The 14,984-nt window shown below is 67.0% G+C and carries 12 protein-coding genes; 10 read left to right on the plus strand and 2 right to left on the minus strand.

Annotation, left to right across the window (positions count from 1 at the left end; all coding sequences use genetic code 11):
• Positions 1-57: 57 nt before the first annotated feature.
• Genes dctP through Q331_RS0111540 form a run of 3 tightly spaced genes read left to right on the plus strand, consistent with a single transcriptional unit; the run spans position 58 to position 2,965 of the window.
• Positions 58-1,086 (plus strand): TRAP transporter substrate-binding protein DctP, encoded by a 1,029-nt coding sequence (gene dctP, locus Q331_RS0111530; protein WP_026380811.1) that lies wholly within the window; start codon positions 58-60, stop codon positions 1,084-1,086.
• 49 nt (positions 1,087-1,135) lie between these two features.
• The gene (locus Q331_RS0111535; RefSeq protein ID WP_026380812.1) at positions 1,136-1,654 is read left to right on the plus strand and encodes a TRAP transporter small permease subunit; all 519 of its coding nucleotides are present in this window, start codon (positions 1,136-1,138) and stop codon (positions 1,652-1,654) included.
• Positions 1,655-2,965, plus strand: coding sequence for a TRAP transporter large permease (locus Q331_RS0111540; protein WP_026380813.1), 1,311 nt, complete (start codon positions 1,655-1,657; stop codon positions 2,963-2,965).
• On the opposite strand, the gene Q331_RS0111545 is transcribed toward Q331_RS0111540, so the two are convergent.
• On the minus strand, positions 2,934-3,758 hold the full coding sequence (locus Q331_RS0111545) for an IclR family transcriptional regulator (protein ID WP_169738496.1): 825 nt from the start codon (positions 3,756-3,758) through the stop codon (positions 2,934-2,936). The genes Q331_RS0111540 and Q331_RS0111545 overlap by 32 nt on opposite strands.
• Before the next feature lie 141 nt (positions 3,759-3,899).
• On the opposite strand from Q331_RS0111545, the gene Q331_RS0111550 reads away from it, so the two are divergent.
• The 4 genes from Q331_RS0111550 to Q331_RS21260 are packed head-to-tail and all read left to right on the plus strand — an operon-like array spanning position 3,900 to position 10,244.
• On the plus strand, positions 3,900-5,927 hold the full coding sequence (locus tag Q331_RS0111550; protein WP_026380815.1) for a hydantoinase/oxoprolinase family protein: 2,028 nt from the start codon (positions 3,900-3,902) through the stop codon (positions 5,925-5,927).
• 14 nt (positions 5,928-5,941) lie between these two features.
• Positions 5,942-7,612, plus strand: coding sequence for a hydantoinase B/oxoprolinase family protein (locus Q331_RS0111555; protein WP_026380816.1), 1,671 nt, complete (start codon positions 5,942-5,944; stop codon positions 7,610-7,612).
• Entirely contained in the window at positions 7,609-8,949 is a 1,341-nt protein-coding gene (locus tag Q331_RS0111560; protein ID WP_026380817.1) for an aspartate aminotransferase family protein, read from the plus strand. Before Q331_RS0111555 ends, Q331_RS0111560 begins: the two co-directional genes overlap by 4 nt.
• Positions 8,949-10,244: an aspartate aminotransferase family protein gene (locus Q331_RS21260; RefSeq protein ID WP_034491941.1), complete on the plus strand. Its 1,296-nt coding sequence runs from the start codon at positions 8,949-8,951 to the stop codon at positions 10,242-10,244. Before Q331_RS0111560 ends, Q331_RS21260 begins: the two co-directional genes overlap by 1 nt.
• Positions 10,245-10,256: 12 nt before the next feature.
• Here the strand turns inward: Q331_RS21260 and Q331_RS0111570 are convergent, their stop codons facing one another.
• Positions 10,257-10,997: a GntR family transcriptional regulator gene (locus tag Q331_RS0111570; protein WP_051631074.1), complete on the minus strand. Its 741-nt coding sequence runs from the start codon at positions 10,995-10,997 to the stop codon at positions 10,257-10,259.
• A 119-nt stretch (positions 10,998-11,116) separates the two neighbouring features.
• Here Q331_RS0111570 and Q331_RS0111575 point away from each other — a divergent pair, with 119 nt between their 5' ends.
• The 3 genes from Q331_RS0111575 (at position 11,117) to Q331_RS0111585 (ending at position 14,970) form a co-directional block, all read left to right on the plus strand.
• Positions 11,117-11,998, plus strand: coding sequence for a fumarylacetoacetate hydrolase family protein (locus Q331_RS0111575; RefSeq protein ID WP_026380819.1), 882 nt, complete (start codon positions 11,117-11,119; stop codon positions 11,996-11,998).
• 32 nt (positions 11,999-12,030) lie between these two features.
• On the plus strand, positions 12,031-12,984 hold the full coding sequence (locus Q331_RS0111580) for a TAXI family TRAP transporter solute-binding subunit (RefSeq protein WP_026380820.1): 954 nt from the start codon (positions 12,031-12,033) through the stop codon (positions 12,982-12,984).
• 81 nt (positions 12,985-13,065) lie between these two features.
• Complete coding sequence (locus tag Q331_RS0111585) at positions 13,066-14,970, plus strand: TRAP transporter permease (protein ID WP_051631075.1); 1,905 nt, start codon at positions 13,066-13,068, stop codon at positions 14,968-14,970.
• Positions 14,971-14,984 lie beyond the last annotated feature (14 nt).

The raw sequence follows: 14,984 nt of genomic DNA on the forward strand, positions 1-14,984 counted from the left end.
AAATTCCGTAAAACAATACGAAATTTCGAAAATCGAAACCTTGATGGAGTGGGAAAGATGTCCATTGGGAAGAAGCTATCGTCTCTTGCGCTCGCCGTGGCCGCCTTTGCCGGCCTTTCCTCAGCGCAGGCGCAGGAGGAATTCCGCTGGCGCATCCAGAGCAACCTCAATCCCGGCGAGCCGGGCTATGTGGCGCTGGAGGAGAAGTTCGCCAACCTCGCCACCAAGATGTCGGGCGGGCGCATCACTTTCGAGATCTTTCCCGTCGGCGCGCTCTATTCGGTCAAGGACGGGCTTGAGGGCGTCGGCTCCGGCGTGACGGAGATGGCCGTTTTGACCGGCGGCTACTATGCCGGCAAGCTCGGCCCGATCGCCAATCTGGAAAGCGGCGTGCCCGGCTCTTTGCGCACCCCGATGGAGCGCTTCAACTTCTTCTACAAGCAGGGCTTCATCGACATCGCCCGCGAGGCCTATGAGCCCCACGGCATCTATTATCTCGGCCCGCAGCTCTCCCCCTCCTGGGACATCATGTCGACCAAGCCGATCACGTCGATGGCCGACTTCCAGGGCCTGAAGATCCGTTCCTTCGGCCTTGAGGCGGAATGGTACGAGAAGATGGGCGCCAGCCCCGTCTTCATGGGCGGCGGCGAGATCTATACCGGCCTTGCCACCGGCGTGATCGAGGCGGCGCGCTGGGCAAGCCCCGCCGGCAACATGAACAACTCCTTCCACGAGGTCGCCAAATATTACGTCGAGCCCTCGCCGATGCCGGTGCCGAACAACTTCTTCGCCGTCAACCTGCAGGCCTGGCAAGCGCTTCCCGACGACATCAAGGCGATCCTGGAAGAGGCCGCCGTCGCCTCCTCGCTCGATTACATCGCCATCAGCATGAACAACGACGCCAAGGCGATGCAGGCGATGCAGGAGGCGGGCGTTGAGATCAGCACCATTGCGCCCGAGGAATGGGCGAAGATGGAGGCCGAGGCGCGCGAGCTCTGGCAGGCCTATGCGGACGAGGACGAGCTTGCCAAGCGCGGCGTGGAGCTGCTCAACGGCTTCCTGGCCGATCTCGGCCGTAGCGAGTAGAAACCGCGGAAAGGGGCCCTGAGCAGGGCCCCGTTCCTGGCCTGATCGGATGCTTGACCGTCTCCTCCGCCTGATCGACCGCGCTATCGAGCTTCTCGGCAAGGCGGCGGCGCTCGCCATTCTCGGCATGATCGCCGTGATGGTCTTTGAGATGGTCGCGCGCGGGGTTTTCGGCCAGTCCATGCCCTGGGCGGCGGAGGTGACCTCCTGGCTTCTCGTCGCCATGGTCTTCCTGGGCGGCCCCTGGGCGCTCGCCAGGGGCAATTTCGTGCGCGTCGACGCCATCTATGAGCGCTTCACACCGATGACGAAGGCGCTCATCGATACCTTTGTTTCGACGGCGCTTTTCGTTCTGTTCTGCGGCGTTCTCATCAAGTTCGGCGGCGATTTCGCGATGAAATCCTTCGCCATGGGCGAGCGCTCGGCGACCGGCGGCTGGGGCGGGCCGGTCTGGCTGCCGAAGATGCTGATGCCGCTCGGCGCCGGGCTTCTGGCCATCGGCTGGATCGCCCATCTTCTGCATGCCTGGCGCGGCGACAAGGAGCCGAGCCACGAGGAGGGCCTTTAGGTGGCCGACCCGGTCCTGACGACCTCGCTGCTCTTCGGCGGCATGGTGCTTTTCCTCGGCATTGGCGTGCCGATCGCCATCGCGCTCGGCGGCTTCTCCATCGCCATGATCTATCTGTTCTGGAGCCCGATGGCTCTGAACATGCTGCCGATCAAGGCCTTCGCGACCGCTTCCAGCTTCGAATACGTGGCCATCCCGCTGTTCATCTTCATGGCCGCGATGCTGCAACGCGCGCGCATCGCCGAAGATCTCTACAACACCATGCAGTGCTTCTTCGGCGGCCTGCGCGGCGGGCTGGCCATCGGCACCGTCGTCATCTGCACGCTGTTTGCGGCCATGGCCGGCATCAGCGGCGCGGCGACGATATCCATGGGCATGCTCGCCGTCCCGGCGATGCTGGCGCGCGGCTACGGCAAGAGCGTCGCACTCGGCACGGTGGCGGCCGGCGGCTCGCTCGGCATTCTCATCCCGCCGAGCGTGACGATGATCGTCTACGGCATCGTCGCCAACACCTCCATCGGCAAGCTCTATGCCGGCGGCGTTCTGCCGGGGCTGCTGATCGCCTTCCTCTTCTGCCTCTATCTGTTGATGCGCGGCGTTTTCGATCCGCAGGCGAGCGGCGGTCTCGTCATGGAGCGCTATTCCTGGCGCGACAAGCTGAAGAGCCTGAAGGGGCTGGTGCTGCCGGTTTTGCTCATCGTCGCGGTGATGGGCTCCATCCTGACGGGGACGGCGAGCGTTTCGGAGGCCGGCGCGGTCGGCGCCGCGGGCGCGCTTGTCGCCGCCGCGCTGTTGCGCAACCTCACCTGGGAGAATCTGCGCGGCGCCTGCGAGGAGACCCTGCAGCTCACCTGCATGATCTTCTGGATCATCATCGGCGCCACGGCGCTATCCACCTTCTACACGGCGATGGGCGCGGCAAGGCTGATTGAGGGCCTGGTGCTCGACATGGAGGTGAACCGCTGGATCATTCTTCTGGGCATGCAGGTTATCCTGCTCATCCTTGGCATGTTGCTCGACACGGTCGGCATCATCATGATCACCGCGCCGATCTTCGTGCCGATCATCATCAAGCTCGGCTTCGACCCGGTCTGGTTCGGCATCCTCTACATCATCAACATGGAGATCGGCTTCCTGACGCCGCCCTTCGGCTACAACCTCTTTTATCTGCGGGGCGTGTCGCCGCCTTCCGTCAACATGGTCGACATCTACCGCTCGGTCGTGCCCTTCATCCTGTTGATGCTGCTTGCCGTGGCGATCTGCATGGCCTTCCCGCAGATCATCCTGACGCTGCCGAACGCATTGTTCTGAGCTCGCCCGGCGCCTCTAGCGGATCGGGAAAGGTGTCGAACATCTTCGCCAGCCGCGCCGCCGCCTCGTGCAGCGCTTCCGCATAGCTCTCGCGCGGATGCTGGCGCAGACGCGTGCACGGACCCGTCACGCCGAGCGCATAGATGACGCCGGCCGCTTCCATGTGGATGGGAGCGGCATAGGCCATGATGTTGTCGTCGATCTCCCGGTCGCAGACGGCGAAATCCTGCCGGCGCACTTCGGCCAGCTCTTCGCGGACCCTGCGCGGATCGGTCAGCGTGTGCCCGGTCAGCCTCTCCAGCGGCTCCTTCAGGAAGCGCGCCACCACATCCTCCGGCTGGAAGGCGAGGATCGCTTTGGCGGAGGCGGCCGCATGCGGCGGCAGCTCATCGCCCGGAAGCACATGCAGGCGGTGCCCCTGGTCGGGCGCGTTGCGGGCGATGGAGAAGATGCGTGCCTGTCCGAGGCGAACCACATAACAGGTCTCGCCGAGCTCGGCCGCCAGCTCGTCGACGACGATCTGCGCGTAGCCGGCCGCCACTTCCGGATTCATGCCGAGCTTCAGCATCCGCCACATGCGCGCCCCGATGCGAAAGGTCTTGTACCAGGTGTCGTCGGTGGCCAGCGCCCCGGCCTCCACCAGCGAGCGGGTCAGCCGGTGCGCGGTCGGCTTCGGCAGGCCGGTGAGGCCGGCGATTTCCGTCAAGGTCAGGCCGCGCGTGGAGGCGGCGACCACCTCCAGGATTTGCAGGTAACGCTCGATAGGGCCGGGGCTGTCGCTGGCAGCTTTCATCGCTTCCTCCCGTCCGCGCCGCTGGCGGAGGTTCATCGTGCCTGTCTCTATGCCACGCATTGACCGCGCAAGCATCGTCGATATAATATCGTAAAGCGAAATATTATTCCGAAAAACAAAACATTCAAGGACGAAGGCCCGATGACGATCAGCGTGGGCGTGGATGTGGGCGGCACCTTCACGGACTTCCTTCTCATGGATTGCGGCAAGGCGACGTTTCGCACCGCCAAGGTGCCGACGACGGTGGACGACCGTTCCCGCGGCTTCCTGGAGGGAATTGATCGGCTCGGCCACGACCCGGCCGCCATCGACTGGCTCGTCCACGGCACCACGGCCGGCACCAACGCCGTCCTGGAGCGCAAGGCCGCCTTGAGCGGCCTCATCACCACGCGCGGCTTTCGCGACACGCTGGAGCTCGGCCGCCGCACCCGCCCGAACCCTTATGGGCTCGCCGGCAGCTTCGAGCCGCTGATCGCCCGCCAGCACCGGCTGGAGGTGACCGAGCGCATCGACGCGGAGGGCAGGGTGCTTCTGCCCCTCCACGAGGACGAGGTGCGCGCGGCGGCCCGCGCCCTCATTGCGGCGGGCGTGGAATCGGTGGTGGTGCATTTCCTGCATGCCTATGTGAACGATGCCCACGAGGCCCGCGCGGCGGCGATCGTGCGCGAGATCTGGCCGAACGAGCATGTCGTCGCCGGCCACGAGATCATCCGCGAGGTGCGCGAATTCGAGCGCGCCAGCACCGCCGCCATCCATGCCGGCATCGGCCCCGTCGTCTCGCGCTATATCGGCGCCGTGGCGCGCCGCCTGAAGGACAGGGGCTTTGCCAGCGAGCTTCTCGTCATGCAGGCCAATGGCGGCATGATGGCCTCCTCGCTGGTCGCCGAGCAGGCGGTGCAAACGGTCATGTCGGGTCCCGCGGCGGGCGTCCTGGCCGCGGCCGAGATCGCCAAGGCCGCCAAGGTGGACAACATCATCACCGGCGATATGGGCGGCACCAGCTTCGATGTCGCCCTCGTCGTCGGCGGCGAGCCGGTCATCACGGCGGAGAAGGATCTGGCCTATTCGGTGCCGATCCGCATCCCGATGATCGACATCCACACGGTCGGCGCCGGCGGCGGCTCCATCGCCCATATCGACAATGCCGGCATGTTGAGGGTCGGTCCGGAAAGCGCCGGCTCCTTCCCCGGACCCGTCGGCTTTAACCGCGGCGGCACACGCCCGACGATCACCGACGCCAATTTCCTGCTCGGGCGCCTCAACCCGCAGGCCGTGACCGGCGCCGGGGCGGCGCCGATGGACAAGGTCGCCGCCGCCATCGGCTCTGAGATCGGCGAGGTCCTCCGCATGGACGCGCATGCGGCCGCCGCCGCCATCCTGGAGGTGGCGGTTTCCGAGCTCGCCGGCGCCATCCGTCTCATCTCCATCGAGAAGGGGCACGATCCGCGCGATTTCGCCTTGATGCCCTTCGGCGGCGCCGGCCCGCTCCACGCCGTGGCGATCGCCCGCGAACTCGCCATCCCGCGCGTCGTGGTGCCGCGCTTTCCCGGCCTCACCTCGGCGCTCGGCTGCATCCTCGCCGATGTCCGCCACGATTTCGTGCAGACGCTGGCCGTGCCGCTGCGCGACATCGATCCGGGCTCCGTCGAGGCGGTCATGCGCGAGCAGATGCAGGCCGGCCGGCAACTGCTTGAGCGCGAGAAGGTGCGCGTCAGCGAGGTGGAGGTGCGCCACGAGGTCGACCTTCTCTTCAAGGGCCAGTCGCATGTCCTGCGGGTGCCGCTGCGCGGCGCCAGTTTCGATGCAGGAGAGGTGCTGGAGGCTTTCCTCGCCGCCTATCGCGAGCGCTTCGACCTGGAGCTGCCGGAGATGGTGCCGGTTCTGATGAACCTGCGCACCACGGTCATCGGCCGGCGCGAGCGCGTCGACCTTTCCGCCTTCCGCCCGACCGGCGGCTCGCTCCAGGAGGCGCGCCTTGGCACCCGCAGCGTCTTCTTCTCCGGCACCTGGGTCGACACGCCCATTTTCGCCCGCGACCGCCTTCCCGCCGATGCGCTGATTAAAGGTCCGGCGATCGTCGAGCAGCCCGATTCCACCCTCGTCCTCGATCCGGAGTGCCGCGCCCGCATCGACGACATCGGCAACATCGTCATCGATCTCGGCGCGTGAAGGAGGCCGACCCAATGCAAAAGAGCGTCAATCCCGCCGCCGTCGATCCGGTGACCCTGACGGTGATCGAAAAGGGTCTGCAGCAGGTCTGTTCGGAGATGGATCTGGTGCACGAGAAGACCTCCTTCTCGCCCGTCATCTCCGAAGCCTTCGACCGTTCCAACGGCATCTACCGCAAGAGCGATGGCTCGATGATCGCCCAGGGCGCCCTCGGCCTGCCGATCTTCCTCGGCGTCATGCAGGAGACGACGCGCTCCGTCATGGAGGACCGGGACGACCTTGAGGACGGCGACGTCATCCTGGTCAACGACCCTTATCTCGGCGGCACCCATCTGATGGACGTGAAGATGGTGCGGCCCTTCTACTATCGCGGCAAGCTGTGGTGCTATCTCGCCAATACCGGCCACTGGCCCGATACCGGCGGCATGGTGCCGGGCGGCTTCAACTCCACCGCCACGGAGATCCATCAGGAGGGCCTGCGCATTCCGCCGGTGAAGCTGGTGCGCGCCGGGCGCATGGATCCGGAGCTGGTGCGCCTCGTCCTCGCCAATATCCGCGTCGCAGAGGAGCGCATCGGCGACATCAAGGCGCAGATCGCGGCCCTCGCCACGGGCGCCAGACGCCTCACCGCGCTCCTCGACCGCTATGGCGCCGAGGTCGTGGAGGCGGCCATTGCTGAGCTGGAAGAGCGCTCCGAGCGCATGATGCGCGCCCACCTTGAGACGATCCCGGACGGCACCTACGAGGCGAGCGCCTTCATGGATTCCGACGGCGTCGTCAACGAGCCTTTGGAAGTGCGCGTCGCCGTGACGGTGAAGGGCTCCGACATCGCCTTCGATTTTTCCAGGTCGAGCCCGCCCTGCGCCGGGCCGCTCAACTCCGTCTGGGCGACGACGCTTTCGGCCGTCTATGTCGGGCTGAAGCACATCTTCCCGGACGTGCCGATGAATGCCGGCTGCTTCCGCCCGGTCACGGTGGCAAAGCCGCACGGCACCTTCATTCACGCCGAATATCCGCGGCCCGTCGCCGGCTGCGCCGCGGAAGTCTCCCAGCGCATCATGGAGGCGGTCTTCCTCGCCCTCGCCAAGGCCATCCCGAACAAGCTTTTCGCCGCGCCGGCCGGCACCAGCGGCAATCTCAGCCTCGGCGGGCGGGACCCGGAGCGCGGCGAGAACTACATCATGTATTACTTCTCCGGCGGCGGTTACGGCGGCTGGTGGGCCGGCGACGGCCTCACCAACGGCTGCTCCACCATCGGCATCTCCAAGAGCCAGCCGATCGAGATCCTGGAGCAGCGCTATCCGATCCTGTTCGAGCGCTATGCGCTGCGCGAAGGCTCCGCCGGCGCCGGCGAGTTCCGCGGCGGCTTCGGCGTCGATTATCGCCTGCGCCTGTTGCGCGGCGAGGGCAAGGCCTCCTTCCTGATGGAGCATGGCCGCGTCGGCCCGCCGGGCATTCTTGGCGGCGAGGCGGGCGCGCCGAACGAAATCAGCATCGGCCGTGGCGGCACCACCATCACCCCCGAGCATCTTTCCAAGGGCGAGGGCTTCGTGCTGCAGGAGGGCGACTGGATCGAGGTGAGGACGCCGGGCGGCGGCGGCTACGGCCCGCCGCAGAAGCGTGACGCCAAGGCCGTGGAAGAGGACCGGCGCCGCGGTTATTTCCCCGCGGCGGCGCGGAAATGAGCGCCGTCCTCCACCGGGGCCTTGCCCGCACGCCGCCGGTGGCCGTGGAGGCGAAGGGCCTGTGGGTGCGCGAGGCTTCCGGCAAGGCCTATCTCGATGCCGTCTCCGGCGGCGCCGCCGTCTCCGCCATCGGCCATGGCGATCCGCGCCTTGCCGCGGCGATCGCCGCCCAGCTTGAGAAGCTCGCCTACGCCCATACCTCCTTCTTCACCAGCGAGCCCGCCGAGGAGCTTGCCGAGCATCTCATCGCTAAGGCGCCCGCCGGGCTTTCCAAGGTGCTTTATGCCTCCGGCGGCTCGGAGGCGGTGGAGGCGGCGCTGAAGCTCGCCCGCCAATACTGGCTGGAACGCGGCAGGCCGGAAAAGGCCAGGGTGATCGCCCGCCGCCAGAGCTATCACGGCGCGACGCTCGGCGCGCTCTCCGTCGGCGGCAATCTGCCCCGGCGCGAGGCCTATGCGCCGATGCTCTTCGACGTAACGCTGATTGAGCCCTGCTATGCCTACCGTCTGCGCCGGCCGGGCGAGAGCGACCGGGAATACGGCCTGCGCGCCGCCTCCGAACTGGAACTCGCCATCCTCGCCGCCGGTCCGGAGAATGTCGCCGCCTTCATCGCCGAGCCGGTCGTCGGCGCGACGCTCGGCTGCGCCCCGGCGGTGGAAGGATATCTGAAGCGCATCCGCCAGATCTGCGATCGCTACGAGGTGCTCTTGATCCTCGACGAGGTGATGTGCGGCATGGGCCGCACCGGCTACGCCTATGCCTGCGAGGAGGATGGCGTGGCGCCCGATCTCATCGCCCTCGCCAAGGGTCTTGGCGGCGGCTATCAGCCGATCGGCGCCGTCCTCGTCCACGAGCGCATCGCCGAGGCCATCGCCGCCGGCAGCGGCGCGCTTCGCCACGGCTTCACCTATATGGGCCATCCGGTCGCCTGCGCCGCCGCCCTTCAGGTGCAGAAGATCATCGCCGAGGAGGGGCTCGTTGCCCGCGCGCGAGAGCTCGGCGCCCGTCTGCGGCGGGGGCTGGAGGCGGCCTTCGGCCAGCATCCGCATGTCGGCGACATAAGGGGCAGGGGGCTCTTCCTCGGCCTGGAGCTGGTGGCGGACCGCGACAGCAAGGCGCCGTTCGACCCCGAACTCGCCCTGCATGCGCGCCTCAAGGCGAAGGCGATGGAGAACGGCCTGATGGTCTATCCCTCCGGCGGCACCATCGACGGCCGTTCCGGCGACCATGTGCTTCTGGCCCCGGCCTATACCGCCAGGGAGACGGAGATTGAGGAAATCGTCGCCCGCCTTGAAGCGAGCCTCGATGCGACCCTGAAGGAGATCGGGAGGGGGTAATGCAGGTCGGCGAACGTCTGACGCAGCTGCGCCAGGCCTATGCGGCGCGGCGCCCTGAGAGCCGCAGGCGGATGCAGGAGGCGAAGCGCTGGATGCCCGGCGGCAACACCCGCTCCGTCCTGCATTTCGAGCCCTTTCCGATGGTCATCGCCGCCGGCGAGGGCGACCGCATCCGCGATGTCGACGGCTTCGACTATATCGACTGCGCCGGGGAGTTCTCCGCCGGCCTTTACGGCCATGGCGAGCGGAGCATCCGCGCCGCCCAGGAAAAGGCGCTCGCCGACGGCCTCGTCCTCGTCGGCCCCAATCTCTACGAGGCGGGGCTGGCGCGCGAGCTCTGCGACCGCTTCGCCTCCGTGGAGCGCGTGCGTTTCTGCAATTCCGGCACGGAGGCCAATCTCTTTGCCGTCCTCGCCGCCCGCGCCGTCACCGGCCGGAACCGCATCCTCGTCTTTGAGGGCGCCTATCATGGCGGCGTCATGGTGTTCTCAGGCGCCGAGGCGCCGATGAACGTGCCCTTCGAATACGTGCTGGCCGCCTATAATTGCGAGGAGGACGCCGCCCGCCTCATCCGCGCCTGTGGCGAGGAGCTTGCCGCCGTCCTGGTGGAGCCGGTCCTCGGGGCCGCCGGCAACCTGCCGGCCTCCCATGGTTTCCTTGAGCGTCTTCGCGCCGAGACGCGGGATGTCGGCGCGCTCCTCATCTTCGACGAGGTGAAGACCTCGCGCCTCGGTGCCGGCGGCGTCCAGGGGCTTTGCGGCGTTGCGCCCGACCTCACCACCTTCGGCAAGTATCTGGGCGCCGGGCTCCCCTTCGGCGCCTTCGGCGGGCGCGCCGACATCATGGACCGTTTCGACCCGTCGCGGCCGGGCGCGCTGAAACATGCCGGCACCTTCAACAACAACGTCATGTCGATGGCGGGCGGCCTTGTGGGCCTGCGCGAGGTCTTCACGGCCGAACGGGCCGATTCCTTCCTGGAGCGCGGCGAGGCTTTCCGGCACAGGCTGGAAGAGGCGTTCGCGGCCGCCGGCATTCCGGTGCGCCCGAGCGGCCTTGGCTCCATGATCAGCCTGCATGTCGGAGAAAACGCGCCGGCAAGGCTCGCCGAGCTGCATCCGGCGACGGACGCCATGCGCCGCCTGGTGCATCTGAAATGCCTGGAGGAGGGGCTCGCCACCACCCCGCGCGGCGACATCTTCCTGTCGCTGCCGATGACGGACGACACGCTTGCCAAGATCGAGGACAAGCTGTTGCGGGCCGTGCGCTCCGAAGCGGCGTATTTTCTCAGCGCCTAAGAGCGCCCGCTGTCAGTCGCCGCTCTTGGCATGCTCCTGCAGGAGCTGCTCGGTGGTGCGGCGGAAATGCTCCGTGACCAGCCGGCCGGCGAGGTCGGCATCGCGCGCCAGCACCGCCTCCAGGATGGCCCGGTGCTCGGCGGCAAGGTCGCGCTCGTGCCGTTTCAGGCCGACGGAGGCGCGGCGGTAGCGGTCGCACTGCGCGTGCAAGAGCTGGCGCACATGCAGGAGCCATTTGGAGCCGCAGGCCGAGACCGTGGCGAGATGGAAGGCGCTGTTGGCGCTCTCCCATTCCGACAGCGCGCTCTCATCCTCCGAGCGCAGGCGCGCATCCAGCTTCTCCAGCCGGTAGGCGGCCGCGACGAGCTGCGCCTCCCACTCCGCATCGCCCTTATCGATCGCCATCGCCAGCATCTGCACCTCCACCGTCGTGCGGGCGAGGTTGAGGTCGACGAATTCGTCCATGTCGAGGGGCGCCACGGAGAAGCCGCGATTGCCGGTGGCGATGACGAGCCCGTCGGCGGCAAGCCGCTGCAGCGCCTCGCGCAGCGGCGTCGGGCCGACGCCGTAGAGCCGGCTCAGCCGCTCGATGCGCAGCCGCTCCTTCGGCTGCCGGACGCCGGTGATGATGTCGCGCCTGAGAGCGCGGTAGGCCGCGTCGGTCAGCGTCATGCCCGGCTCAAGAGCGAGCGGCAGGCGCTCCTTCTCCAGTTCCATCGCCTCCATGCTGCCTCCGCGACTTAGCCCGTCCATGCGGCCGCCCTCCTTAGCAAAGCCTGCGCGCCGCACCCAGGTGGCGCGAGCGCGCGATTGACAAGGCATAGCATATATGGTCCGATATTTTATCGAGAAAAAGATGAATTGTCGGTGAAATGAAGCTGATCACCTTTGAGCATGACGGCTCGCTGGGGGCGGGCGTCCTGCTCGGCGAGGCGTTGGTCGTCTGCGAAACGGGCGAGGCGGCCCGGCATGCCGTGCGCGCCATCGCGGAGGGCGACGAGGCGCGGATGCAGGCCTGGGCATGCCGCGCCGCCGACGACGGCGCGCGGCTGCGGCTGAGCGATGTGAGGTTGCTTGCCCCGATCCCCGAGCCGCGGCGCGACATTTTCTGCGTCGGCAAGAACTATCGCGCCCATGCCGCGGAGTTTCACAAGAGCGGCTTCGATTCCGGCGGGCGCGAGGAGGTGCCGGCCCATCCGGTCATCTTCACCAAATCGCTGACCGCCGTCATCGGCCCGCACGCGTCGATCAATGCCGCGCTCGATCCCACCGACACGACCGATTACGAGGGCGAGCTTGCCGTCGTCATCGGCCGCCGGGCCTTCGGCGTGAAGAAGGCCGAGGCGATGGATTACGTCTTCGGCTACGTCGTCTTCAACGACGTGACCGCCCGGCAATTGCAGCGCCAGCACAGCCAATGGGTGATCGGCAAGGGCGTCGACACCTACGCGCCCATGGGCCCGGCGCTGGTGACCCGGGACGAGGTGCCCGACGTCGCCGCGCTCACCCTGACGACCAGGGTGAACGGCCAGACCCGCCAGTCGGCGAGCCTTGCCGACCTCATCTTCGATATTCCGACGCTGATTGAGACGATGAGCGCCACCATGACGCTCTTGCCCGGCGACATCATTGCGACCGGCACGCCTGCCGGCGTGGGGATCGGCTTCGATCCGCCGCGCTACCTGAACAACGGAGACCGCGTGGAGGTCTCCATCACTGGGCTGGGGACGCTGGCGAACGACGTTCGCCGATGACAACCAAAGTCTGAAACCGGGAGGAGAAAGACATGAGACATAAGAGTTTAAGCTACGCCCTGGCGGCGGGGCTCGCGGCCACGCTGACATCGGGCGCCTTGGCGCAGGACAAGACCAGCATCGCCTGGGGCGGCTCCAATCCGGGCGGCGTCATGTACTACATGGTCGGTGTCGCCGGCACCGAGCTCGCCAAGGATCTGCCGGACGTCAACATCACCCAGGTGACGACGGGCGGCTCCACGGAGAACGCCAAGCGGCTGATCAAGGGCGAGCTCGACATGGGCATCGTCTACGGCTCGCATGTCTATATGGCGCAGGAGCCGACCGGGCCTTTTGAGGGCGGTGCGAAGGGCGACATGCTGCGCGGCGTGGCCATGGCCTATCAGGGGCCGACCTATTTCGTCGCCCTCGCCGATGGCGGCATCCAGTCGATGGAAGATCTCGCCGGCAAGAAGGTGGCGCTCGGCCCGCCGGGGTCGGGAACCGTCTTCAACTGCTCCAATATCCTGACGGCGCTCAATCTTCTCGACAAGATCGAGCCGCAGATGATGACCTTCGCCGATGCCGGCCGCGCCCTCGGCAACGGCCAGATCGACGTTCTGTGCCAGTCCTCCTCGCCGGCGGCGGCGGTGACGGAACTCGCCGAGACCCGCGACATCCTTCTCCTGCCCTATAGCGAGGAGGAGCTCGCCACCATCAGCGAGACCTATCCCTTCTACCATCAGGGCACGATGCCGGAGACGGTCTATCGCGGCGTGCCGGCGACCGAGCTTCCCTATACGACGGTCTATTGGGTGGCGCATGAGCGCGTGCCCGAGGACGTGGTGAAGCGCATCGTCGCCTCCGCCTATAAGCGCCAGGAGGCTCTCGCCGCCGGCCACAAGGCCTGGGCGCAGATGAAGCCGGACGTGGAGAATTTCGAAAAGCTCGGCGTTCCCATGCATCCGGGCGCGGCCGCCTATTACGCCGAGCAATCCTCCAACTGACGATAGCTGCGGCGACGGCCGGGGCGTGGCCCGCTTCCTTTTCGGGGGAGGCGGGCCGGCCGGAACCAAACGGGAGATGAAGTGAACGCGTCCTGGCTGTTTCGCGTCGAAGGCACGCGGCGGAGCTTGAAAGGGCCCGCCGCGCTGTTTTTCAACCTCGTCGCCATCGGTTTTTCCGGCTTCTACCTCTACACATCGGGCTTCGGCCTGGTGTCGACGCAGACGAACCGCGGCTTCTACCTGATGCTGACCTCGGTTCTCGTCTTTCTCATCTATCCGGCGCGCAAGGGCTCGCCGAAGGACCGGCCGAGCCTCTTCGACCTTCTGTTCATCGCCGCCACCGTCGCCTCCGTCTGGTACTGGATCGACCAGTATGTCAGCTACGCCATGTTCCGCGTCTCCTCGCCGAACACGGCCGATCTCGTCATGGGCGCCATCGCCATCGTGGCGATGCTGGAGACGAGCCGGCGCGCCCTCGGGCCGATCATTTCCATCATCGCCATCGTCTTCCTGGCGCAGCTCTATTTCGGCGCCTACCTGCCGGGCCGGCTCGCCAATCCCGGCATGTCGGTGGAGCGCATCCTGGAATTCACCTATTCCACCCAGGAGGCGCTGTTCGGCGTCGTCACGGCGACCTTCGCCACCTTCGTCTTTCCGTTCATGATCTTCGGCGCCTTCCTGGAGCGCTCCGGCGCCGGCACCTTCTTCATGGATCTCGGCACGGCGCTGGCCGGCCGCTGGCGCGGCGGCCCGGCCAAGATCGCCGTCATGACCTCCTCGCTCTTCGGCTCCATCTCCGGCTCTTCCGTCGCCAATGTCGTCACCACTGGCGCCTTCACCATTCCCCTGATGAAGCGCACCGGCTTTCGCCCGCACCATGCCGGCGCGATCGAGGCGATCGCCTCCACGGGTGGCCAGTTCATGCCGCCGGTGATGGGCGCCAGCGTCTTCATCCTGGCGACGCTGACGGAGACGAGCTACCTCACCATCGCCCTGATGAACGTCATCCCGGCGGCCGTGTTCTTCATCTTCCTCCTGTCGATGGTCGACCTGGAGGCGGTGCGTCTCGACCTGAAGGGCCTGCCGCGCGAGGAAATCCCGCGCCTGCGCAACGTGCTGGCGCGCGGCTGGCAGTTCTTTGTGCCGCTGGCGACGGTGATCGGGCTCCTCTTCGCCGGCTATTCGGCCGAGTTCTGCGCCTTCTGGGGCACCGTCGCGGCGGCCGCGCTCTCCTGGCTGCGGCGCGACACGCGCATGGGCCCGACGGCGATCGCCCAGGCCATGGTCGGCGGCGCCCAGAGCAACGCCGCCGCAGGCGCTGCCATCGGCACGCTCGGCATCATCATCGGCGGTATCGTGCTCGCCGGCCTCGGGCTGAAATTCTCCGCCATCCTCATCGATTTCTCCGGCGGTTATCTCATCATCGCCCTCATCCTGGTGACGCTCGTCTCCATCATCATCGGCATGGGATCGAGCACCACCGGCTCCTACATCATCCTGTCGGTGGTGGCGGCGCCGGCGCTGATCAATCTCGGCGTGCCGACCATCACCGCCCATCTCGCCGTCTTCTACGCCGCCTGCCTTTCCAACATCACGCCGCCGGTCTGCGTCTCCGCCTTCGCCGGGGCGGCGATTGCCGGCTCCCCGCCGATGAAGACGGGCTTCGCGGCGCTGAAATTCGGCGCCACCCTCGTCCTCATGCCTTTCAGCTTCGTCTATGTGCCGGAGCTTCTCCTGCAGGGCACGGCGCTCGAAATCGCCTATACCACAACGCTTTACGCGCTCGGCTGCATTCTCTTCGCCATCGCCATCCAGGGCACGGAGCCGATCGGCGGCAAAATCTCGCCTGTCCGGCGCGGCCTCTTCGCGCTCGCCGCCTTCTTCCTGATGTTTCCCACCAGCATCTGGATCGACGCGGGCGGCCTGACGCTCTTCGCCCTTGCCGCCGCGCCGACCCTTGCCGCCCGCCGCGCCCATGCGGCCTGATCGGCTCTGCAGGG

The sequence above is a fragment of the Afifella pfennigii DSM 17143 genome (assembly GCF_000688515.1).
GTDB classification, from domain to species: Bacteria; Pseudomonadota; Alphaproteobacteria; order Rhizobiales; family Afifellaceae; genus Afifella; species Afifella pfennigii.